21 protein-coding genes and 1 pseudogene are annotated in these 20,939 nt (G+C 61.5%); 10 read left to right on the top strand and 12 right to left on the bottom strand.

Features of this window, described 5'->3' with window-relative positions:
• Nucleotides 1–182: 182 nt before the first annotated feature.
• The 3 genes from BMZ10_RS21855 to BMZ10_RS21865 all read right to left on the bottom strand — a co-directional run bounded on the left by BMZ10_RS21855 (nucleotide 183) and on the right by BMZ10_RS21865 (nucleotide 3,441).
• On the bottom strand, nucleotides 183–836 hold the full coding sequence (locus BMZ10_RS21855; protein WP_177182204.1) for a TetR/AcrR family transcriptional regulator: 654 nt from the start codon (nucleotides 834–836) through the stop codon (nucleotides 183–185).
• A 2-nt stretch (nucleotides 837–838) separates the two neighbouring features.
• Nucleotides 839–2,182: a CDP-diacylglycerol--serine O-phosphatidyltransferase gene (pssA, locus tag BMZ10_RS21860; RefSeq protein WP_093467064.1), complete on the bottom strand. Its 1,344-nt coding sequence runs from the start codon at nucleotides 2,180–2,182 to the stop codon at nucleotides 839–841.
• 254 nt (nucleotides 2,183–2,436) lie between these two features.
• On the bottom strand, nucleotides 2,437–3,441 hold the full coding sequence (locus BMZ10_RS21865; protein WP_093467067.1) for an NADP-dependent oxidoreductase: 1,005 nt from the start codon (nucleotides 3,439–3,441) through the stop codon (nucleotides 2,437–2,439).
• A 249-nt stretch (nucleotides 3,442–3,690) separates the two neighbouring features.
• Here BMZ10_RS21865 and BMZ10_RS21870 point away from each other — a divergent pair, with 249 nt between their 5' ends.
• Nucleotides 3,691–4,452, top strand: coding sequence for an SDR family oxidoreductase (locus BMZ10_RS21870; protein WP_093467070.1), 762 nt, complete (start codon nucleotides 3,691–3,693; stop codon nucleotides 4,450–4,452).
• A 1-nt stretch (nucleotide 4,453) separates the two neighbouring features.
• Here BMZ10_RS21870 and BMZ10_RS21875 read toward each other — a convergent pair whose 3' ends face one another.
• Nucleotides 4,454–5,029 (bottom strand): TetR/AcrR family transcriptional regulator, encoded by a 576-nt coding sequence (locus tag BMZ10_RS21875; protein WP_093467073.1) that lies wholly within the window; start codon nucleotides 5,027–5,029, stop codon nucleotides 4,454–4,456.
• Nucleotides 5,030–5,197: 168 nt separating this feature from the next.
• Between BMZ10_RS21875 and BMZ10_RS21880 the strand changes: the two genes are divergently transcribed.
• From BMZ10_RS21880 to BMZ10_RS28415, 4 genes and pseudogenes are all read left to right on the top strand, one after another.
• Nucleotides 5,198–6,670 (top strand): mechanosensitive ion channel domain-containing protein, encoded by a 1,473-nt coding sequence (locus tag BMZ10_RS21880; protein WP_093467076.1) that lies wholly within the window; start codon nucleotides 5,198–5,200, stop codon nucleotides 6,668–6,670.
• 139 nt (nucleotides 6,671–6,809) lie between these two features.
• Entirely contained in the window at nucleotides 6,810–7,739 is a 930-nt protein-coding gene (locus BMZ10_RS21885; protein ID WP_093467891.1) for a S66 peptidase family protein, read from the top strand.
• 1,218 nt (nucleotides 7,740–8,957) lie between these two features.
• Nucleotides 8,958–9,182: pseudogene (locus tag BMZ10_RS28410) on the top strand (HAMP domain-containing protein); the annotation flags it as partial.
• Nucleotides 9,180–10,043, top strand: coding sequence for a methyl-accepting chemotaxis protein (locus BMZ10_RS28415; RefSeq protein WP_371266141.1), 864 nt, complete (start codon nucleotides 9,180–9,182; stop codon nucleotides 10,041–10,043). The pseudogene BMZ10_RS28410 and the gene BMZ10_RS28415, both read left to right, overlap by 3 nt.
• Before the next feature lie 503 nt (nucleotides 10,044–10,546).
• Here the strand turns inward: BMZ10_RS28415 and BMZ10_RS21895 are convergent.
• Both BMZ10_RS21895 and BMZ10_RS21900 read right to left on the bottom strand, forming a co-directional pair.
• On the bottom strand, nucleotides 10,547–11,734 hold the full coding sequence (locus BMZ10_RS21895; RefSeq protein WP_093467082.1) for a benzoate/H(+) symporter BenE family transporter: 1,188 nt from the start codon (nucleotides 11,732–11,734) through the stop codon (nucleotides 10,547–10,549).
• A 192-nt stretch (nucleotides 11,735–11,926) separates the two neighbouring features.
• On the bottom strand, nucleotides 11,927–12,364 hold the full coding sequence (locus BMZ10_RS21900) for a MarR family transcriptional regulator (protein ID WP_093467085.1): 438 nt from the start codon (nucleotides 12,362–12,364) through the stop codon (nucleotides 11,927–11,929).
• An 81-nt stretch (nucleotides 12,365–12,445) separates the two neighbouring features.
• Here BMZ10_RS21900 and BMZ10_RS21905 point away from each other — a divergent pair, with 81 nt between their 5' ends.
• From BMZ10_RS21905 to BMZ10_RS21915, 3 genes are all read left to right on the top strand, one after another.
• A complete protein-coding gene (locus tag BMZ10_RS21905) occupies nucleotides 12,446–13,612 on the top strand; it encodes an aminotransferase-like domain-containing protein (protein WP_093467894.1) in 1,167 nt (388 codons plus the stop codon).
• Between the two features lie 57 nt (nucleotides 13,613–13,669).
• Nucleotides 13,670–14,272, top strand: coding sequence for a glutathione S-transferase family protein (locus BMZ10_RS21910; RefSeq protein ID WP_093467088.1), 603 nt, complete (start codon nucleotides 13,670–13,672; stop codon nucleotides 14,270–14,272).
• A gap of 125 nt (nucleotides 14,273–14,397) precedes the next feature.
• Nucleotides 14,398–14,784, top strand: a complete 387-nt coding sequence (locus BMZ10_RS21915; RefSeq protein WP_093467091.1) for a lysozyme inhibitor LprI family protein — start codon at nucleotides 14,398–14,400, stop codon at nucleotides 14,782–14,784.
• Between the two features lie 72 nt (nucleotides 14,785–14,856).
• Here BMZ10_RS21915 and BMZ10_RS21920 read toward each other — a convergent pair whose 3' ends face one another.
• Entirely contained in the window at nucleotides 14,857–15,228 is a 372-nt protein-coding gene (locus BMZ10_RS21920; protein ID WP_177182193.1) for a glutathione S-transferase N-terminal domain-containing protein, read from the bottom strand.
• Nucleotides 15,229–15,301: 73 nt separating this feature from the next.
• Entirely contained in the window at nucleotides 15,302–15,847 is a 546-nt protein-coding gene (gene folE / locus BMZ10_RS21925; RefSeq protein ID WP_093467093.1) for a GTP cyclohydrolase I FolE, read from the bottom strand.
• Between the two features lie 235 nt (nucleotides 15,848–16,082).
• Between folE and BMZ10_RS21930 the strand changes: the two genes are divergently transcribed.
• A complete protein-coding gene (locus BMZ10_RS21930; protein WP_306470498.1) occupies nucleotides 16,083–16,271 on the top strand; it encodes a hypothetical protein in 189 nt (62 codons plus the stop codon).
• Nucleotides 16,272–16,854: 583 nt separating this feature from the next.
• Here the strand turns inward: BMZ10_RS21930 and BMZ10_RS21940 are convergent.
• From BMZ10_RS21940 to BMZ10_RS21950, 3 genes are all read right to left on the bottom strand, one after another.
• Nucleotides 16,855–17,415 (bottom strand): Smr/MutS family protein, encoded by a 561-nt coding sequence (locus tag BMZ10_RS21940; protein WP_093467096.1) that lies wholly within the window; start codon nucleotides 17,413–17,415, stop codon nucleotides 16,855–16,857.
• A 94-nt stretch (nucleotides 17,416–17,509) separates the two neighbouring features.
• On the bottom strand, nucleotides 17,510–17,830 hold the full coding sequence (locus tag BMZ10_RS21945) for a hypothetical protein (protein WP_093467099.1): 321 nt from the start codon (nucleotides 17,828–17,830) through the stop codon (nucleotides 17,510–17,512).
• 240 nt (nucleotides 17,831–18,070) lie between these two features.
• Nucleotides 18,071–18,694, bottom strand: a complete 624-nt coding sequence (locus tag BMZ10_RS21950) for a cysteine hydrolase family protein (RefSeq protein ID WP_093467102.1) — start codon at nucleotides 18,692–18,694, stop codon at nucleotides 18,071–18,073.
• A 253-nt stretch (nucleotides 18,695–18,947) separates the two neighbouring features.
• On the opposite strand from BMZ10_RS21950, the gene prmB reads away from it, so the two are divergent.
• Nucleotides 18,948–19,856, top strand: a complete 909-nt coding sequence (gene prmB / locus BMZ10_RS21955) for a 50S ribosomal protein L3 N(5)-glutamine methyltransferase (protein ID WP_093467105.1) — start codon at nucleotides 18,948–18,950, stop codon at nucleotides 19,854–19,856.
• Nucleotides 19,857–19,976: 120 nt separating this feature from the next.
• On the opposite strand, the gene BMZ10_RS21960 is transcribed toward prmB, so the two are convergent.
• Complete coding sequence (locus BMZ10_RS21960; RefSeq protein WP_093467108.1) at nucleotides 19,977–20,777, bottom strand: hypothetical protein; 801 nt, start codon at nucleotides 20,775–20,777, stop codon at nucleotides 19,977–19,979.
• Nucleotides 20,778–20,939 lie beyond the last annotated feature (162 nt).

The following is a 20,939-nucleotide window of genomic DNA, read 5'->3' on the forward strand; positions in this document are numbered from 1 at the left end:
GGGCATCGAGCGCTTGCAGGCGCGGCGTGTCCCGCAATCGACTGGGAACCCGTCGTACAACCGGCGAATGCGATTGCGCTGCTGCAAGGCGTTCGCCGGTTCTACCGAGTGTGTAGACGCCGAGGCCGAGTGCAACTGCGGGCAAATCGCCGGAGACGCCGCGGTTTTGCCGTTGATGGGTGTCATGCCTGGGCCGGCAACACCATCACCCCACGCACCACCAGATCCTGGATGAACGCCAGCCAGCCCTGCCGCTCGCCCTGGCTGGCCATGTCCTGACCCAGAAACGAGGTGAGGGTGTGCAGGTTCGAGTTATAGAAGTAGCACAGCGAGGCGATCATCAGGTAGACATGCTTGATGTCCACATCCTCCCGGAACAATCCCTGTTGCTGACCCGCTTCGATGATTGGTCTGAGCACGCCGACGGCTTCGCCTGACAGGCGCCGCAACTCGCTGGATTGTCGGGCGTGCTTGCCCTTGTGCAGGTTCTCGATGCTCAGAATCGCGACGAATTCCGGATGAGTCACGTAGTAGTCCCAGACGAACGCCACCAGTTGGCGCAGGGTCGCCACCGGTGTCGACGGGTCCAGCTGCAGCGTGCTTTCGGTGCGGTTGAACTGCTCGTAGGTGTGCTCCAGCACTTTGACGAACAGTTTCTCCTTGCTGCCGAAGTAGTAATAAATCATCCGGTCGTTGGACTCGGCCTCGGCCGATATCTTCTCGATCCGTCCGCCGGAGTAGCCGTCGCGGGTGAACACGGCGATGGCCGCTTTGAGGATGCGCGCTCGCGTCTGATCGGCCTGTTGCGCGCGGATGCCAGTGTTTTTGCTCATGATCGTTACAGAATCCGGTACAGCAGGCGTTCGACGCGCACGCGGCTGACGCGCCGCAAAAAGGTGCGCACGCCCAGCGGGTACTCACTCAACGTGTCGAGTTCGTCGAACTTGCCGACGCGATGGGTATTGCGCATCAGCAGCTCGAGCTCCTGAGCGCGGGGCGTGAGCCATTCGCCCTTGGGATCGTCGATCAGCACGGCGTTTTCCAGGTCCAGCTGGAAGGCGCGGGGGTTCAGGTTGTTGCCTGTCAGCAGTGTGTAGCGCTCGTCGGACCACAACCCTTTGAGGTGATAGGTGTTATCGCCGTCTTTCCACAGGTGAATGTTCAACTGATGCCTGGCGATCGCCGCCTGATGCTTCTGCATGAAACGACGCAGGCTGATTTCGTACAGATAAGGCAGCGCGGAAATGACCTTGAACGGCTCGTCCGGATCGATGAAGAAGTCGTTGGCGGTTTTGTCGCCAATGATGATGTCCACTTTGACGCCGCGCTTGAGGGCCCGGTTGATCTCGCGCTTGATCACCAGCGGCATGTTGAAATACGGCGTGCACAGCGTCAGTTGCTGCCGGGTCGCGGCGATCAGGTCGCAAAGCGTCTTGCTCAGCGGGTTCTTGTTGCCGATGCCCAGCAGCGGGATCAGGCGGAATTCGCCATTCTCACGAATGCCGTCGTTGACGTCATAACTGGCGCGCTTGAGGCGCTGGCGGAACTGGCGGATTTCCCCGCGCAGGCTGCGCGAGGCGGGCGGGTTGGGCAGGTCCAGCCGGTGCACGGCCTCGGACGGCAGGATTTCCTGTTGCACCAGACGCAGAAACGAATCGGCCAGGCCCTTGTTTTCCAGCAAGTGATACCGATCGAGCCGGTATTTCGCCAGTTTGTGCAGGTAGACGTTGTTGATGCTCGCGCCGCTGTAGATCACGCAGTCATCGATGATGCTGCCCTTCAAATGCAGCACGCCGAACAGCTCGCGGGTCTGCACCGGCACGCCGTAGACCGGCAATTCCTGTTCGTGCTCGAGGTTTTGCGCCTGATACCACGCCGAATTGCCGGCCTGCTTGCCCGCGCCGATCAGCCCGCGCTGCGCGCGAAACCAGTCCACCAGCACGACGATGTCCAGCGCAGGCCTTGCCGCTTTGGCGGCGTAGAGGGCGTCGAGGATTTCCTGACCGGCTTCGTCTTCCTGCAAGTACAGCGCGACGATGCAGATACGCCGGGTCGCTGCGGCAATCTTTTCCAGCAGCGTGCGCCGATAGTCAGCCGCACTGGGCAGAAGGGTGATTGCGGCGCTGGACGATTCGAAACCGCGCAACGCCGCAAGGGTAGAACGTCGGAAGGGAGCCCGCATAAGCCTCTCGATGGGTCGGATCAACAGCGCACGAGCTTACACCAGCGCGCGCCTTGTGGTGGTTTTGGCAGCGGCTTCGTTGACTTGTTCAGGGAAATTTCAGGAACCCGGAGAGCAATGGCGCAGCGGCGTGCAGGGCTGCACACCGGTTGCAGCGCGCTTGCTCGCAGTGGCCCGGGCCGCCGACGCATTTCGGTCGGTGGCGGCCAAGCCTTCGTGGGCAAGAGCTGTCCTGCAGAAAAACGGCAATCGGATTACACCTTCAACACCAGTTTCCCGCTGTTCTCACCTTTGAACAGCATCTGCAGCGTCTCCGGAAACGTTTCAAGGCCGTCAACGATGTGCTCCTTGCTCTTGAGCTTGCCCTGGGCGAGCCAGCCGGCCATTTCCATGCCCGCCCGAGCGAAATGCTCCGTATGGTCCATGACCACGAAACCTTCCATTCGCGCGCGGTTGACCAGCAGCGACAGGTAATTGGCCGGGCCTTTGACGGCTTCTTTGTTGTTGTACTGACTGATCGCGCCGCAGATCACCACGCGCGCCTTCAGCGCCAGTCGCGTGAGGACGGCGTCCAGAATGTCGCCGCCGACGTTGTCGAAATACACGTCGACACCTTTCGGGCATTCGCGTTTGAGCGCGGCTTGAATGTCTTCGCTCTTGTAGTCGATGGCGCCGTCGAAGCCGAACTCATTGATGAGTGTCTGGCATTTTTCCTGGCCGCCCGCGATGCCGATCACCCGGCAGCCTTTGATTTTCGCGATCTGCCCGGCAATGCTGCCCACCGCACCTGCGGCCCCGGAAATCACCACGGTGTCCCCGGCGTTCGGCTGGCCCACCTCCAGCAGCGCGAAATACGCCGACATGCCGGTCATGCCCAATGCCGCCAGATACACCGGCAAGGGCACCCGCTTGGGGTCGACCTTGTTGAAGCCCTTGGGCTCGCCGACGAAGTAGTCCTGCACGCCCAGCACGCCCTGGACGTAGTCGCCCACCGCGAAACCGGGGTGATTCGATTCGATCACCTTGCCCACGCCCAGCGCCCGCATGACCGCCCCCAGCTCAACAGGAGCAATGTACGACTTGCCCTCATTCATCCAGCCGCGCATGGCCGGGTCAAGCGACAGGTATTCACTTTTCACCACAATCTGACCCTCCGCCGCGGTCGCCACCGGAACGGTCTGAAAGGTGAAGTCGTCGCGGCATGCGGCGCCAACGGGGCGACGCGCGAGGAGAAACTGGCGGTTGTTCAAGGCGCTCATGATGGTTCTCGATCAAGAAGAGAAACGCCAGTGATAAACGCGCATGTCGCGCCGGGCAAGTAAAGACGTTGCAGCGAATGCGCCCCGATCCATCTCGATGATGTGATCGGTGCTCGACATCACTGCGGTGCATGCACCTTCAACCGGGGCCCTGATAGTGCTGACGGGTGGGGCAAGGCACTGGCTAAACTGCCGCTGTCCGGCCTTGCGCCATCCCTCTTGATACAGGTACAAAAAAAGGACGAATCCATGAGCATGACGTTTTCCGGCCAGGTCGCCCTGGTGACCGGCGCCGCCGCAGGCATTGGTCGCGCCACCGCGTTGGCGTTTGCCGAGCAAGGGTTGAAAGTGCTGTTGGTCGATGTGGACAGTGATGGGGGAGAAGGAACGGCGCGATTGATTCGTCAGGCCGGAGGCGAGGCGCTTTTCCTGCGCTGCGACGTGACCCGTGAAGCCAATGTGCAACAGATGATGAGCCAGGCGGTAGACGCGTTCGGTCGCGTGGACTATGCGTTCAACAACGCAGGCATCGAGATCGAGAAAGGGCGGCTGGCCGAGGGCAGCGAAGCGGAGTTCGACGCCATCATGGGCGTGAACGTCAAAGGCGTCTGGCTGTGCATGAAGTACCAGCTGCCGGTCATGCTGGCTCAGGGCGGCGGGGCCATCGTCAACACTGCATCGGTCGCCGGGCTGGGCGCGGCGCCGAAGATGAGCATCTACGCGGCCTCGAAACACGCCGTCATCGGCCTGACCAAATCCGCCGCCATCGAATACGCGAAGAAACACATTCGGGTCAACGCGGTGTGCCCGGCGGTGATCGACACCGACATGTTCCGTCGCGCTCACGAAGCCGATCCGCGCAAGGCTGAATTCGCGGCCACTATGCATCCGGTGGGACGCATCGGCAAGGTCGAGGAAATTGCCGCGGCCGTGCTCTATCTGTGCAGCGACGGAGCGGCCTTCACGACGGGGCATTCACTGGCAGTGGACGGCGGCGTGACGGCGTTCTGATTCACGCGTCCAGTGCCTTGAGCAGGGTTTTGCCGACATTGAGGATCTCTGCGGTCATGTCCTCGTCCTTGACGGCGCGGGCCAGGCCGATGGCGCCGACCAAGGTGCACATCGCCATCACCGCCTGCGCGCGCTTTTTGGCCGACTGCTTTGCGCTGCTCAGGCTGGCCAGTGTCGCGAATTCTTTTTCAAGCCCCTGAGCGTACATCTCGCGGACCGGATCGCTGCTGCGGGCGACATCATTGACCAGCGCGGCGAACGCACAGCCCGATCCCGGATCGTTCAGGTGGCGTTCGCTCAGGTAACGCTCCACCAGATCGCTCATGGTCAGCGTGGAATCCGGTTCGGTGTATTTTTCCAGAGCACTGGCCCGCTTATCGAAGGCGCATTGCAGGGCCTCCTCAACGAGTTTTTCCCGGGATTCGAAGTGTTTGTAGAATCCGCCGCCCGTTCGACCCGCTTCTTTCATGAGGTCGGCCACCCCGATGCCGTTCAGCCCGACTTCGCGAAAACGTGCGGCGGCGAGGTCGACGATGTGTTCATGAATGGCAGCCTTCTCGGCCTGTGAGCGCGACATGGGAACCTCCGCTGACAACGTTCTGAGCGATATGGCGATCGATCATACGCCAAATGTGGCACGCCCATGCGGTGGATTGGAGGGCGCACGACATCCTGTTCCGGCGCCTCATCCGCTCGCGCAGTAATCAGCTAAGCTGCACTGGCTGTCTACCTTCAGGGAGCTTCGATGGATCATCTGTGGTTCGCCTATCCACTGATCAGCGCCTCGCTGCTGCTGATCATCGACCTGCTGCTTTGGCAATGGCTTCACCCCCGATTTCTGCGGCGCAAGCTCGTGTGCCGGCTGGTGCTGTTCGTCCTCTTCAGCATGGCCCTGCTCGACGGCGGCCTGAGCCCGCTTTATCCGGTGCCCATGGACTGGTCGGTGCCACGCCATGTGTTGGGTACGCTGCTGACCTTTGCCTGGTGGCTGTTCGGCGCACGCGCGCTGACTGTGCTGGCGGTGGTGGTGATGGAGCCGCGTATCGGCGGCAAGGGCCATCTGCTTCAGGACGTGATGGGCGCGATCTTTTTCCTGGTGGCCGCGGTCGCTGCGGCGGGCTATGTGCTGGATCTGCCGGTCAAGGGTCTGCTGGCGACGTCCGGCGCCGTGGCGATCATCTTCGGTCTGGCGGTGCAAAGCACCTTGGGTGATGTGTTCTCCGGCATTGTGCTCAACGCCACCAAACCGTTCCGTGTCGATGACTGGATCCGCGTGGACGATATCGAAGGCAAGGTGATCGAAATCGACTGGCGCTCCACCCACCTGCTGACTTCCGAAGGCAGCATGGCGGTCATCCCCAACTCCATGGCGGCCAAGACCCGCATCGTCAATTTCAGCCGCCCTGATCATTTTCATTCGGTGACGCTGTCCATCGAGCTGTCGACCCGTCTGCGCCCCAGCCTGGTGCTGGACTCGCTGGACAAGGCGCTGCAGGGCTGTCGTGAGCTGCTGGCCCAGCCCAAGCCCTCGGCAATCGTGGTCAAGTCCGGCATGCGCACGGTCGAGTACGAGGTCACCGGCTATGTCAAATCCCGTGACCGACGCTCGGCGGTGCGCAATCAATTGTTCGATCTGATCCACCGGCAACTGGCGTCCACCGAAACCCGGCAGGAACAGTTGCGTCCTGCTACCCGGCAGTCTCAAGTGCTCAACACCGTCGGCGCCTTGCGCATGCTCAGCGACGCGGACCGCGCTCAGCTTGAGCAACACATGCGTCTGGCCGCCTATACCGCCAAGGAGATTGTGCTGGCCGAAGGCGTGGTCCCCGATGCGCTGTTCATCATTGAATCAGGCGTGGTGTCGGTTTCCCTGTTGCGGCCCGAGGGTTGGCTGGAACTGGGACGGATGGGGCCGGGCGAGTTGCTCGGCGAGGGCGGTTTCGTAGACGCCTCGCCGACACAGGCGCGCTTCTGTGCTTACACCGACTGCATGATTTACCGGATCGATAAGGCCGACCTGGAGCCCTGGCTGGCCGAACATGGGGAATTGCTCGGCGCGTTGGCGGGGCTCGCAAAATTCCGCGCCAAGGCCCGTGCGTCGATGCTCGAAACCAAACCGGCGGTGGCCGATCCGAGCGGATTCCTCAGTTGGTTGCGCAAAAGCGTCAGGCGCCTGGAAATCACCCGCGGCCAGCGCCCGCCCGACAGGATGAGTTGAGATGTCCGACACCCTTCGTGACAGATTCGTCGCCGCAGATCGTTCTGCCCCGACCGCACGCGGCGGCACCGACCTCTGGATTCGAGGCAATGAGTGCTCTACATTGCCTGTTCATTTGAACGCCAGCCGAGTTGCCCACATGCCCGCATCCCCTCCGACCCTGCATCCTCAAGTCCTGCGCGCTGGCGACGCGGTAGCGCTGGTGTCACCGGCAGGGCCGGTGGCCGAGGCAAGGGTTCAGGCCGCTGTGCGCGAGCTGACGGCGTGGGGATTGCGCCCTCGGGTTTACCCGCACGCACTGGACAGCACGGGATTTCTCGCAGGCAGCGATGCCGACCGGGTGGCGGATCTGAACGATGCGCTCGCCGATCCGGACATTCGCGCCGTGTTGTGTAACCGGGGTGGCTATGGCGTGCAGCGCATCCTCGAGCACGTCGATTACGATGCCGTGCGCCGCGACCCGAAACTGGTGGTGGGCTTTTCCGACATCACGGCGTTGCACGGCGCACTCTGGAACCGGACCGGCCTTGTCACCGTTCACGGCCCGGTGGCCGCGCAACTGGAGCGAGGCGGCGTTTTCGCCAGCACCCTCAAGCAAGCGCTGATGACCACGCAACCCTCGGTGATCACGGCCGACGCTGACGAGCCCACCTTCAGCGTGCGCACCCGTGGCGTTACCGAAGGCATTCTGCTGGGCGGCAACCTGAGCATGCTCTGCACCTGCGTCGGCACGCCGTTCATGCCCGATCTGCGCGATGCGATCCTGCTCATCGAAGATGTCGGCGAACTGGCATACCGGGTCGACCGGTTGCTGACACAATTGCGCAACTGCGGAATCCTCCAGCAGGTGCGCGGTATTGCGGTCGGCCAGTTCAGCGAGCCCGGCCACGGCAATAATCCGGTGCGGCCACCAGATGTACTCAGTGAGCGCCTGGGCGACCTGGGAATCGTGCTATTAGGCGGACTTTCCATCGGTCACGGCGATCGCAACCTCGCCGTGGCACTGGGCGCTCACGCGGTGCTGGATGCCGATGAAGGCACGCTGACCGTTTCAGCGGCGGCGCGCTGACCGACGCGGATCGAGCGATCAGGCAGCCTCACCGTCGAGCCTGAACGGCGCACGAACAGTCACCGCAGGCCGGTTTCGCTCCTTCATGGCGCGTTACTGAATGACGCAACAGGCCGCTGATACGGGGCCGTCGCGCTCACTGCGCTTTGCTGTCTGCTCTGGATACGCCGGTCACCATTCTGGAAGCGACGTTGGCGTAGCTATTTGCCATTATTCCGACGTCAGAGACTTGTTTTGCAGCTGACCCGTTGCGAATCTGCACGAAAATTGAATGGCCGTGCTGAGCTGGCCTCATTGTGTGCGCCTTCAGCTGTCGAGCGGGGATTGAGCGATATGATTTCGGCCGTGAAAACGCGTTTTGCCAATCTGGGTATGGCCAAGAAGCTGGGCATCGGGTTCGTGCTGGTTCTGCTGCTGACTGCCCTCGTCGCCGCCATCGGTGTCTGGTCGCTGCGCTCGATCAGCGTGCATTTCGACAGCCTCAAGGACATGACCGCGCTCAACACCGGGCTTAACCGGGTTCGTCTGCTGGAGCAGGATTACGCCCTGCACAGCGATCCGAAGGTGGTCGATCAGTTGCACGCGGGGCTCGATGGTCTGGATGCTCAGGCCGAGCAGCTCAAAGCCGGCTCTGCCGTGAATCAGCAGGTCATGGGCGAGGTCCAGCAGGCGCTCGCGGCGTATCGCAAATCCTTCGATGAATTCGTCAGCATCAGTCAGAGCAAGGATCTGGCGCTGGAAATGGCCAGTTGGTCGGTGTCCAGCGTCGCCAACAATCTTGACGTCCTGCAGGCCGGGCTCGCCGATGATGGAGCCTATGGTCTGAAGGATTCGCAAGGTCAGCAGGGCGGGGAGTTCATCGAGCAGTCGAATCAGGTCAGCCAGATTTCCAAACTGATGATGCAGGCCCTGGACGAAGCCCGCGTGCGGCTGGACAAGAGCCGCAAGACCGGTTCCGGTGAAGAAGCCAAGACAGGCCGGATCGAGCAGGCGGTCCAGGCCCAGGAGCTCGCCGAACAGCTCAAAGGCGTGATCAAGGACGCCGGCTACTTGACCGTGCTGACCGAAGTGGGCGGGCATATCACCAACTTCAGCGACAAGCTCAACGAGTACACCGGGCTGCTGGACAGTGAAGCCAAGGTTTCTGCGCAACTGGCGACCAACGCCAAAACCGTCGTGCAGCAGGTCAATCAGGCTTACGACGCCGAAGATCAGTCGATGCTGGCGGAGCTTCACGCCAATTCGCTGAAAATCATCGGCTCCTCAGTGCTCGCGTTGTTTGTCGGTCTGATCGCCTCGTTTGTCATCACCCGCCTCATCGTTGCCCCGCTGCGCAGTGTGATCGCCATCGCTCAGCGGATCGCTTCGGGTGATCTGAGCGGCACGGTCCAGGTCACCCGCAAAGACGAAATCGGTCAGCTGATGCAGGCCATGCAGCAGATGGGCGCCGGCCTGAGTGGCATCGTCAGTGGCCTCCAGGCGGGGATCGAACAACTGGCGACGTCGGCGCACTCGTTGTCGGCCGTGACCGAGCAAACCAATCTGGAAGTCAGCACCCAGAAAGAGGAAACCGAGCAGGTGGCCACGGCCATGAATCAGATGACCGCCACCGTTCACGATGTCGCACGCAATGCTGAGGAAGCGGCGCTGGCAGCACAGACCGCTGACAGCAAGGTCGACAGCGGCCAGGCGGTGGTACGCCAGAGCATGCAGCGCATTGAGCAGCTGGCGTCTTCGGCGAACTCGGCCAGTCACAGCATCGAAAACCTCAGCGCCGAGATCCAGAACATCGGCAAAGTGCTGAGTGTGATCAAAAGTGTCGCGGAGCAGACCAACCTGCTGGCCCTCAACGCGGCCATCGAAGCCGCGCGGGCAGGCGAGCAGGGCAGAGGCTTCGCGGTGGTCGCCGATGAAGTGCGGGCGCTGGCCAGGCGCACTCAGCAATCGACCGAAGAGATCGAGCGGTTGGTGACCAGTCTGCAATCCGGGGCGCAAGCCTCGGTGGCGCAGATCCAGAACAGCGGCGAACTGGTGAAGCTGGCCGTCAGTGATGCCTTACAGACCGAGAGCGCCCTGGGCAGCATTGCGGCAGCGGTGTCGATGATTCAGCAGATGAATCAACAAATCGCCGCCGCCGCCGAAGAACAAAGCTCAGTGGCCGAAGAGATCAATCGCAGCGTCACCAGCATCCGCGCCAGCGCCGATCAATCGGCTCTGGCCATGCAAGGCAACGCCGCATCCAGCATCCAGCTCGCCTCACTGGGCATGGAATTGAAAGGCATGGTGGGCCATTTCAGGCTGTAACGCCCCGCCCGAGCGCGGCATGTCACGCCCGCTGCGCAGGCCGGGACCCGGCAGCAAGTCCAGTGAATGCGGTGTATCAGGCAAACGCGGTGATCGGTTTGACGACTGCTGCGCAGCCGATCGTCCGTGTGCGGCCCAGAGCAGGCTCATTCCCACAGGAATCTCCGGGCATTCCCGATTCTCCGCCCAGACACGAATCCTGTTGGAGCGCGCTTGCCCGCAAAGACTGAATTCCGGACGCTACATCTGCACGGCATGCACCGGCCTCTTCCCGGCTGAAGCCGGTCCCACAGACGCTGCAAGTTTTTCGTAGGACCGGCTTCAGCCGGGAAGGCGTCGGGTATTACGCCGTTAATCGAAGGGGCGTTAAAGACAGTTGGCTCACTCCCACCGGGTCCAGGCATGGCCGCCTCTGCCGCAGGCGTTGGAGCGCGCTTGCTCTGGGCCGCGTTGGACGATCTGCCGGGCACCGGCAGGCAGATCTGCAGACGCGGTGTCTGCCCTCACTTGCGATAATTCAGAATCAGCAACGTGAGAACCCCTGCCACGATCCCCCAGAACGCCGAGCCGATGGAGAACAGCGTCAGCCCCGACGCGGTGACCATGAAGGTAATCAACGCGGCTTCGCGTTCTTTCGGCTCGTTCATCGCCACCGTCAGGCCGTTGATGATCGAACCGAACAGTGCGAGCGCGGCAATCGACAGCACCAGTTCCTTGGGAAACGCCGCAAACAGCGCCGCCAGCGTGGCGCCGAACACGCCGGCGACGGCGTAGAAAATTCCGCACCAGATGGCCGCCGTGTAGCGTTTGCTGCGATCTTCGTGCGCGTGCGGGCCAGTGCAGATCGCGGCGCTGATGGCTGCCAGCGTGATGCCGTGAGCGCCGAAGGGGGCAGTGAGGATCGATATCAACCCGGTTGCACTGATCAGCGGAGAGGCGGGGACGTGGTAATCGTCTGCGCGCAGCACCGCGATGCCAGGCATGTTTTGCGAGGTCATGGCCACCACGAAGAGTGGAATGCCGATGCTGATCGTAGCGCCCAGCGAAAACGAAGGCGTCGTCCAGACCGGCACCGCAACTTCCAGCGTGAACCCGCTGAAGTCGAGCATGCCGAGCATGGCCGACAGCGCCACGCCGACCAGCAAGGTGACCAGCACTGCGTAACGCGGCGAGAAGCGCTTGACGATGAGGTAGGTGAAAAACATCCCCAGCACCATGCCGGTGCGGTGCTGCGCGGCGATGAAAATCTCACTGCCGATCTTGAACAGGATGCCGGCCAGCAAAGCCGCAGCCAGTGAAGTCGGCAGGCGTTTGACCAGTTTTTCGAAGGTGCCGGTCACGCCGCAGATCAACACCAGCAACGCGCTGGTGATAAAGGCGCCGATGGCCTCCGGATACGCGACATGGCCGAGGCTTGTGATCAGCAACGCCGCACCCGGCGTCGACCACGCCACAGTTACCGGCGAGCGATAGCGCAACGACAAACCGATGCTGCAGATGGCCATGCCGATGAACAGCGCCCAGATCCAGGAGGAAATCTGCGCCGGTGTCAGGGCGGCTGCCTGACCGGCCTGAAAGATGAGCGCCAGAGAGCTGGTGACGCCCGTCATCATGGCGATGAATCCGGCGACGATGGCCGAAGGCGAAGAGTCGGCCAGCGGTCGCAGCGGCGTGTGTGTCGCGTCAGTCATTCGGTGTTCCTGCAAGCGGCGGTTGGATCAGAATGGCAAGCCTATACGCAGTGGTGACCGTTCGTTGCGATACAGCCACACGCGCAATAATCGGCACAGTTGCCAGGCGCCGAGACAGCGCCCGCGCGGGCCAGTCATCGGAACGCTGCCCGATGCGAACCTGTTACTCGGGGCAGAGCGGCTCGATTGTGATCATTTCACTGCATGCCCCAGCGCCTGATTGACCGCCAACCAGCCGTCCACCGCCTCCCGGCCAGCTTCGGCGAAGACCTTCTGCAGCAACTTCACCTGCTCGCGCCGCAGCGATTCCTCAAACCTGGCGCCTTCGGCCGTCAGTTCCAGCAGCCGCTTACGCTTGTCGTCCTCGGGCGCGACGCTGAGCACCAGCTCCATCTCGATCAACTGCCGCAGCGGGGTATTCAACGCCTGTTTGCTCACGCCCAGTACACCGAGCAGTTCCTTGACGCTGAGGCCCGGATAGCGCGCGATGAAAAACACGATGCGCTGGTGCACCCGACTCAGGCCGCGCCGATCAAGCATCTCGTCGGCTTTGGCGGTGAACGCCTGATAGCCGAAGAAGAAGGCCTCCATGGCGATTTGCTGAGTCGCAGCATTTTTAAGGTCAAGCATATTGACGTATCCGCATGAGTCGTCGTAATTTCGGTCAACCAGTTTGACGTATTTCCGATTATGTCCGCCAGCGGTGATCACATGCCTTTTTCCGAACGCGTTACCCGACTGAAGAGTTCTCTGATTCGCGAAATCCTTGCCGCTGCCCAGCGTCCGGAAATGATGTCGTTCGCAGGCGGTCTGCCGGCCGAGACCATGCTGCCGCACAGCGAGTGGTCGGGCATGCCGCGCAGCATTGGCCAGTACGGCATGAGCGAGGGCGAGCCGCAATTGCGTGAAGCGCTCGCCGCGCAGGCACGCGCGCTGGGCATCCCTTGTGAGGCCAGCCAGGTGATGATCGTCAGCGGGTCGCAGCAGACACTGGATCTGGGGGCGAAACTGTACATCGACAAGGGCACCGAGATCCTTCTGGAGGGGCCGACGTACCTCGCGGCGCTGCAGATTTTCCAGCTGTTCGGCGCCGATTGCCTCACCGTGCCGTTGCTCACTGACGGCCCGGACCTGAATGTACTGCGTGAGCGTCTGGAGCGTCACGCGCCTTCATTCGCCTACCTGATTCCGACCTTCCAGAACCCGTCTGCCGTGCGTTACAGCGAGCAGGCGCGGGATGCCGTCGCAGCACTGCTGGACGAGTTCGGCGTCACGCTGATCGAGGACGAACCCTATCGCGAGTTGAGTTTTGACGGCGCCAGCGCGCGGCCTATCGTCAGTCGCCTGAAAAAGGCCAGTTGGATTTACACCGGAACCGTGTCCAAGACGCTGATGCCTGGCCTGCGCGTAGGGTTCCTCATCGCCACGCCCGATCTGTTCCCGCACCTGCTCAAACTCAAGCAGGCGGCCGATCTGCACACCAATCGCGTTGGTCAGTGGCAGGCGTTGCAATGGATCGGCAGCGAGCAGTACCAGCAGCACCTGCTGGAATTGCGCGGTTTTTACCGCGCCCGTCGAGATCAGTTCGAGGCGGCGCTGCAGCGTCACTTCAGCGGCCTTGCCGAGTGGAACTGCCCGCAGGGCGGCTTGTTTTTCTGGCTGACCCTCAAACAGAAAATCGACACGCGCACCTTACTCGACAGCGCGCTGGCGCAAAACGTCGCGTTCATGCCCGGCGAGCCGTTTTTCACCGATCCGGACACCAACCCCGGTTACCTGCGGCTGAACTTCAGCCACATCGATCCGCAACGGCTCGACGAAGGCCTGGGACGTCTGGCGGCGGTCATCGCAGACGCGCAGGCCGCCCAGGCAGCCTGATACATTACGCACACGCAGCAGCGGGCACGATTGCACGAACGAAGGGGAGAGCGACAGATGTACAAGGTTTACGGCGATTACAACTCGGGCAACTGCTACAAAATCAAATTGATGCTCAGCCTGTTGGGCGCGGCGTACGAGTGGGTGCCGATCGATATTCTCAAGGGCGAGACCGAGACCGACGCGTTTCTGGCGAAAAACCCGAACGGCAAGATCCCGGTTCTGGAGCTGGAAGACGGGACGTGCCTGTGGGAATCCAACGCAATTCTGAATTTCCTGGCCGAAGGCACGCCTCTGCTGCTGACCGAGCCGCGTCTGCGCACGCAGATGCTGCAGTGGCAGTTTTTCGAGCAGTACAGCCACGAGCCCACCATTGCCGTTGCCCGTTTCATCCAGTTTTACCTCGGCCTTCCCGAAGAGCGTCTGGAGGAATACCGCTCGCTGCACAGACGCGGTTACAAAGCCCTGAAAGTGATGGAACAGCAACTGCAACGCACGCCGTTTCTGGTGGGCGAACATTGTTCCATCGCCGATATCGCACTGTACGCCTACACCCACGTCGCTCATCAGGGGGGATTTGACCTGACTCAATTCCCGGCCATCCAACACTGGCTCGAGCGTGTTCAGCAGCAGCCAGGCTACGTCGGCATGCTGGATTGAGTGTCGGCGCAATTAAAAAGCCGGTCCTGGCAGCAGTGACCGGTTTTTTTGTGTCTGAGTACCGTGCAAGCAAAAAGGATCGTCCGGTATCGGCCGGACGCCCAGTGAAGAAAAGGGAGATTGCAATGCGCTTCATGATGATAGCGGTGGGCACGTTCATGGCGCTGGGCATCGGCTGTTCTGCCCAGGCGCAGGATTGTGATTCGACTCAGGTGGCGATGAACCAGTGCGCGAGCAAGCAGTACGCAGCGCTGGATAGCGAGTTGAACGCTCAGTACAAGGCGCAGATGGCGTTTCTCACGAGCCCGGCGAAGAAGAAGGCTCTGCAGGATGCGCAGAAGAAATGGATCGCCTTTCGTGACGCCGATTGCGCGTACCAGGTGGGCAAACGTGAGGATGGCGGCAGCCTGTGGCCACTCGCGCAGGCGCAGTGCCTGACCGAGCAGACCCGGACGCGCGTCGAGCAGTTGAAAGCTTATACGGCATGTCGGCAGGAAGGCTGCCCGAAATAAGCGTCGATGACGGCTGTCATTGCAGCGGCGTCGATCGACGGCCGCTACAGGGTTTCAGCCGGGCGAGCGCTGTCAGACTGCCGCAAAGCGCGTGTCGAGGTAATCGATGATCGCCTTGGATTCATACATCCAGACGGTCTGGCCGGCTTCTTCGATCCGCAGGCAAGGCAATTTGATCTTCCCGCCTTCTTTGAGCAGGGTCTGACGGTCGAGCTCGTTGTTCTTCGCATCGCGCAGCGCCACTGGCACGTTCAGGCGGCGCAGCGTGCGGCGGGTCTTCACGCAGAACGGGCAGGCGTGAAACTGATACAGCGTCAGGTCCTGTGCCGACGCGTCGACGGCCGCCTGCGCTTGCGGCGAACGCTTTTTCTTGCCGGGACGGGTCAGGAAATCCACCAGAATGACGACCTGGCCCAGGCCGACTCTCAATGCCTTCATCAACATGCTCAAACCTCATTCGGCGGTAACCACCGCCAGACGGCCGCAACGTCGGCTGCGGCCTTTCAGAAAGCCCGGATCACTTGATCAGGCTGAGGAACTCAGTGCGGGTCGCCGCGTTTTCGCGGAACTCGCCCAGCATCACCGAGGTGATCATCGAGGAGTTCTGCTTCTCGACACCGCGCATCATCATGCACATGTGTTTGGCTTCGATGACGACCGCAACACCCAGAGCACCAGTGACCTGCTGAATGGCTTCGGCGATCTGGCGGCTGAGGTTTTCCTGAATCTGCAGGCGGCGGGCATACATGTCGACGATGCGCGCCACTTTCGACAGGCCCAGCACCTTGCCGCTCGGGATATAGGCCACGTGGGCCTTGCCGATGAAAGGCAGCAAGTGGTGTTCACAGAGTGAGTACAGCTCGATGTCCTTGACCACCACCATCTCGCTGTTGTCGGAGCTGAACAGTGCGCCGTTGGTGACTTCTTCGAGCGTCTGCTGATAGCCGCGGCAGAGATACTGCATGGCTTTGGCCGCACGTTTCGGGGTGTCGAGCAAGCCTTCGCGGGAAACGTCCTCGCCGAGTTGACCAAGGATCGCCGTGTAGTTCTGTTCCAGTGTCACAGGGGTGTGTTCCGTGTGGGTTCAAGAAAGGCAGGAGTGCTCGCCTGCAAAGGCGCACATAGTAGCCTAGCTGGGCGGGCAGGTGTATGGCGGGCGACCGACAAACCTGCGGCATCTCGACGCCGGGCTGTCTCGCAGGGACCTTTACCCAACCTTTACTCAGCCCATATGTCGAAATGTGTCGGCTCGTTGTCTGATTTAACGGGTGACAGATGCCCGGATGAAGAGAGTGAATATGATGTTTAGCCGAATCGCGAAAATCGCACTGGTGATCGCCCTGACGTCGTCGGTTTCGGGATGTTTCTTTGGCCCCGGCTGGGGACGCCACGGCGGTGGCTGGCATGACCATCGTTACTACGACGGTGGCCATTACGACGGCGGACGGGGCGGCTACGGCCCGGGTCCGGGTTATTACCGCCGCTGATCTTCAGACCCCAATCAGGTGTGAATGCCCTGATCTCAATCGAGCGCTGAACGCAGGCCGCGACTGGAGGGATTCCTCGTCGCGGCCTTTTTCATGGCGTCGCTTCGTATCACTGGTGATACCGGCCGGGTACCAAATGACGACGCGGTTTGACGGGCTCGCGCTGTCAGACTGGGCAGGTGATGAATGCCTGCCGTTGAGAGAGTAACGAAAATGTTGAGTCGTATAGCGAAAGTCGCGATGGCCGTCGCGGTCATGTCGGCCATGTCCGGTTGCTGGCCTTTCTGGGGTCCGGGCGGAGGGGGGCATGGCGGTGGGCACGGAGGCGGCGGTGGTGGTCATTATGAGGGTGGCGGCCCCGGCGGTGGCGGTGGGCCTGGCGGCGGTCCGGGCCCGCACTGATACCGGACCCGCGTCACATCCTGAGCGCTGCTGTCAACGGCGCTGCTCAGGATCGCTGGGCAGGTTCATCCGGAACGGGGTTGATCAGGCTTCCCGAATGGTCCGGTCAGGCGGAATAGCTCGGCCGCCTGATCGCATTCACAGTTGATGCCCAGCGGTCCAGGGCCGTGCCACCACAAGGTTACTCGTCACGCCCGTCCATCATGGTGCGCTTTAGCATCACGTAAACCGCACCCGTGCCGCCATGGCGGGGGATGCACGAGGCAAAGCCCAGCACCTGCTGATGTTGGCGCAGCCAGGTGTTGACGTGGCTTTTGATCATCGGACGTTTGCCGTCCAGCCTGACCGCTTTGCCATGGGTGATGCGCACACAGCGGATCTCCAGGCGGGTGGCCTCGGTCAGAAACTCCCACATCGTCTCGCGCGCCAGCTCCACGCTCATGCCGTGCAGATCCAGGCTGCCCTCAAAGCTGATCTGACCCAGCTTGAGCTTGCGCATCTGGCCTTCCTGAACCCCGTCACGCGCCCAATACAGGGCGTCCTCGGGGCCTACGTCGATCACGAACTGGTCCGACAGGCCGTCCACGGTAATCGTCGCATCTGAACGGACGGTCGCTGCCTGACGCAATCTGGCCAGATTCTTACGGTCTGTTTTCGGTTTGCCCACATCGGCGTGTTCAGTCTTGATGGGCTTTACGCCACGAATCTCGCTTCTGAACAGGGAAAAGTCGTCGTCTTGCATGATGGTCTCCGCGAAGGACGCCAGTTTAACCAAGTCACGCCGCAATCGGCGCGACTAAAACGATCAAACGGCTGCGGATGACGCAGGGCAGGGGTCAGTCGTGCTTCTTCATCAGGTGCGGGGACATGTTCAGCTCGCCTGCACGACGGCGGCGACGGCGGCTGCGGCGCCAGAGCCAGACGCCGGCGTACAACAAAAAAAGACCGACAATGATCGTCACGACGGCGCCTGCCGGGCTGGCATTGAGCTCGCCGAGTGCAGCGGGGTGACCGATCACGCTGGCGACGCCAGCCATGGCGAGCAGGATGCCCGCGGTGGCGAGAATTGCCGAGATTGCTGCGCCGAAGCGCATTCCCCAGTTGCTCTGGCCTTTGGGGCGCAGGCGACGGGCATCAAAACCATCGGATATCTTCATTCCGATTTCCTCTATGGGTATCGGCGCTCTGACCCGTCTGCAAAGGCGTGGTTCCCGCAGGGTCAGGATTCAAAGGTAAACACGACTGATTAATGGATAGGCGGTTATGTGAAAGGCATCACACAACCTGATGACTGCATTTTGTACGCTTTTTCTTCAGGAACTGCCGGAAAATGATGCGCCGGCCGGGCACTTGCGCCGCGGATCGGTCTAATCAGCTCCTGATGAAAGGTGTAGCGCTCAGATCAGGTCTTCGGTCCGCGCCAGCCTGGCGAAGTTGTCGTTCATGATTGCCATCTCCGCCTGCTGCACCAGCTCGGCCTTGATCACGCCCGTCGGCGTTGGCAGGTCGCGGGTCGCGCAGGCGTCTTCGACCAGTGTGCAGCGGAAGCCATAATCCTTGGTGGCGCGAACGGTCGTGCTGACACTGGAGTGACTCATGAAACCGCAGACCACCAGATCCAGACGTCCCAGTTCTTCGAGCAGCCTGTGCAGGGTCTTGCGATCATCAGTGGTCAACGTGCCGTTCAATGCATTGGGCAGACGCTTTTCAATGACGTGTTCGCCGGCTTGCGGTTGCAGTTCAGGGACGAACTTGCCGCGTTCGCCCTGAGGGTCGAACATGCCGCCCACCGTGCCCAGATGGCGGACGTGGATGATCGGCGACTTGGCGGCACGGGCAGCGTCCACCAGCCTGACGATGTTATCGATGGCTTCCTGAACCCCGGTCAGGGCCAGCGGGCCGCTCAGGTATTCCTTCTGGGCATCGATGATGATCAGCGTGGCATTACTCAAAGTGGCCGCTGCGTATTCACGGCCACTGAGTTGAAACATGGTCTTGGGACCGTTGTTTGAAACAGACATCTGGGGCTCCTTCGAGTGGGGCTTTTGCCACATTGTCCACTGGCAGAGCGATTCTGTGAATCGTCATGCTCACAGACATCGCTTTTTCGCCGGGCTTCAAGCCGTCGAGCAGGTCGCGGTTACTGTCATATTGCCTGCAAACTGCACGAAAGGCTGTTGAAAATTTTCCAGGGTAGGCCGGTGTCGGGTTCAGGCATCGTTTGTTGAAGGGATGGCTGCTAGAATCGCCCGTCGTTTTTTCAAGGAGTCTGCTGTGATCACTTCCCGCCTGCGCACCCTGCGCGATCATATCCGTTGGGCCGTCAGCCGTTTCCACGGGGAAGATCTGTTCTACGGTCATGGCACCGACAACGCCTGGGACGAAGCCCGCCAGCTGGTTTTGGGGGCGCTACACCTGCCTTGGGAAATCTCCGATAACTACCTCGATTGCAACCTCGAAGATGAAGAGCTGGTGCAGGTGCAGCGCCTGATCAAGCGCCGCATCGATGAGCGCGTGCCGACCGCCTACCTGCTGGGCGAGGCCTGGTTCTGCGGCATGTCGTTCATCGTCGACGAGCGCGTGCTGATCCCGCGCTCGCCGATCGGCGAGCTGATCGAGCAGCGGTTCGAGCCGTGGCTGGCGAACGAGCCTGCGCGAATCCTCGACCTGTGCACCGGCTCCGGCTGCATCGGCATTGCCTGCGCAGACGTCTTCCCCGATGCCGAAGTGGCGTTGGCGGATCTGTCCTTCGAAGCGCTGGAAGTGGCGAACCAGAACATTGAGCGTCACGGTCTCGATGCGCGCGTCTACACCGTGCAGGGCGACGGTTTCGACGGTCTGCCAGGGCAGCGTTTCGATCTGATCGTGTCTAATCCGCCGTATGTGGATGCCGAGGATTTCGCCGACATGCCGGATGAGTACCAGCATGAGCCTGAGCTCGCGCTGGCCTGTGGCGATGACGGCCTGAATCTGGTGCGTCGGATGCTGGCTCAGGCGGCGGATCACCTGACCGAAAAGGGGCTGCTGATCGTCGAAGTCGGGAACAGCCAGGTTCACGTCGAAGCGCTGTACCCGGAAGTCGATTTCGCCTGGCTGGAGTTCCGCCGCGGTGGCCACGGCGTGTTCATGCTGACCGCCGGGCAGTGCCGCGAGCATCAGGCGCTGTTCGCTGCGAGGGTGTGAGGCAGACCTGAAGGTATCGAGAGGGCTTGCTGGCCAATGGAGTGTGGCAGGTGGCGGGTGCCGGCCTTGCTGCCGCATTCGCCAGCAAGCTGACCCCATCGAAACGATGGGGAATCGGGCTTATCGGTGGGTGGCGATCCAGATCAGCAACCCGGCCTGAAACACGGCGAAAGTCACCAGGCAGGCAATGGTGAAGCGCAGACCGCTGTCATCGCGGCGGTATTTGCTGACCTTGTCTTCCGCTTTCTTGATTGTCACTTCCTGTTCCAGAATCTTTTGTTCGGCGGCCTGCAGCATTTGCGCAGCGTCGAGAATCTCCACGATCTGGATCTTGTCGGTGTTCCAGGTGTTGTTCAGATTGCCCACTTTGGCATCTTTCACGCTGCCCTTGAGGTGCTGCGCGTCGGCGTAGGCGACGTCAAAGCCCTGGGTCTTGAGGAAATGGTCCCGACGCAGGCGCGTGTCCTCGTTCAGCGCATCCTTGTTGGCCAGCGCTGTACCTTCGATCTTGTATTCGGACCAACGCTTCTGCGCCCAGTGGATGCCTTGAGCCAGCATGAAGCGGCCCAGGCCACGGTTCCACGGCTCGATCTGCAAGCCCGATGCAGGACCGACACGAACGGTGCGGTTGCTGTGGTCTACCCAGACGTCCAGATGGTTCTGCTCTTTGCGGGTTTTCTGACCCGGCAACTGGTAATTCATGCGCAGCAGGCTGAAATCCTTGCTGTGCCGCTCGGCCTTGCCAAATTCGACGAAACGCAGCGGTCGCCCACCGGTTGCGCGGTCGGTCGGCAGCGGCGCCAGACGCAGCATCGAGAAATGCTCGGCCTGCACTTCTTCCCACAAAACAGGGGAGGCTGCTTCAGCTTCTTTGGCGTCGGTCGGGGCGACCGGTTCGGCCACACTCATTGCTTCTGTCATCACGGCGATCCTGTTCTCGACATTGCTCGGCAAACACAATGCCAGCATCCCGATATCGGCCGTTTTCGACGAAGCTGAAGGGAAAACCTTGCAGAAACAGTTGTCCTGCCCCGCAGCAGAGCCTTCAGGCCAGTCGGCTGCGGGGTAGGGCAAGTGCGGGTG

Origin of the sequence: Pseudomonas sp. NFR16 (genome assembly GCF_900108875.1) — a bacterium.
In the GTDB taxonomy this organism is placed as follows: domain Bacteria; phylum Pseudomonadota; class Gammaproteobacteria; order Pseudomonadales; family Pseudomonadaceae; genus Aquipseudomonas.

Bases quoted from the DNA above. Each gene is read 5' to 3' on its own strand.
- BMZ10_RS21900 (WP_093467085.1), bottom strand. From the start codon at position 12,364: ATGCTTGACCTTAAAAATGCTGCGACTCAGCAAATCGCCATGGAGGCC.
- BMZ10_RS21945 (WP_093467099.1), bottom strand. From the start codon at position 17,830: ATGAAGATATCCGATGGTTTTGATGCCCGTCGCCTGCGCCCCAAAGGC.
- BMZ10_RS21910 (WP_093467088.1), top strand. From the start codon at position 13,670: ATGTACAAGGTTTACGGCGATTACAACTCGGGCAACTGCTACAAAATC.
- BMZ10_RS21865 (WP_093467067.1), bottom strand. From the start codon at position 3,441: ATGAGCGCCTTGAACAACCGCCAGTTTCTCCTCGCGCGTCGCCCCGTT.
- BMZ10_RS21885 (WP_093467891.1), top strand. From the start codon at position 6,810: ATGCCCGCATCCCCTCCGACCCTGCATCCTCAAGTCCTGCGCGCTGGC.
- BMZ10_RS21880 (WP_093467076.1), top strand. From the start codon at position 5,198: ATGGATCATCTGTGGTTCGCCTATCCACTGATCAGCGCCTCGCTGCTG.
- pssA (WP_093467064.1), bottom strand. From the start codon at position 2,182: ATGCGGGCTCCCTTCCGACGTTCTACCCTTGCGGCGTTGCGCGGTTTC.
- BMZ10_RS21875 (WP_093467073.1), bottom strand. From the start codon at position 5,029: ATGTCGCGCTCACAGGCCGAGAAGGCTGCCATTCATGAACACATCGTC.
- BMZ10_RS21940 (WP_093467096.1), bottom strand. From the start codon at position 17,415: ATGCAAGACGACGACTTTTCCCTGTTCAGAAGCGAGATTCGTGGCGTA.
- BMZ10_RS21930 (WP_306470498.1), top strand. From the start codon at position 16,083: ATGATGTTTAGCCGAATCGCGAAAATCGCACTGGTGATCGCCCTGACG.
- BMZ10_RS21895 (WP_093467082.1), bottom strand. From the start codon at position 11,734: ATGACTGACGCGACACACACGCCGCTGCGACCGCTGGCCGACTCTTCG.
- BMZ10_RS21915 (WP_093467091.1), top strand. From the start codon at position 14,398: ATGCGCTTCATGATGATAGCGGTGGGCACGTTCATGGCGCTGGGCATC.
- BMZ10_RS21950 (WP_093467102.1), bottom strand. From the start codon at position 18,694: ATGTCTGTTTCAAACAACGGTCCCAAGACCATGTTTCAACTCAGTGGC.
- BMZ10_RS21870 (WP_093467070.1), top strand. From the start codon at position 3,691: ATGAGCATGACGTTTTCCGGCCAGGTCGCCCTGGTGACCGGCGCCGCC.
- BMZ10_RS21905 (WP_093467894.1), top strand. From the start codon at position 12,446: ATGCCTTTTTCCGAACGCGTTACCCGACTGAAGAGTTCTCTGATTCGC.
- BMZ10_RS28415 (WP_371266141.1), top strand. From the start codon at position 9,180: ATGGGCGCCGGCCTGAGTGGCATCGTCAGTGGCCTCCAGGCGGGGATC.
- BMZ10_RS21920 (WP_177182193.1), bottom strand. From the start codon at position 15,228: ATGTTGATGAAGGCATTGAGAGTCGGCCTGGGCCAGGTCGTCATTCTG.
- BMZ10_RS21960 (WP_093467108.1), bottom strand. From the start codon at position 20,777: ATGACAGAAGCAATGAGTGTGGCCGAACCGGTCGCCCCGACCGACGCC.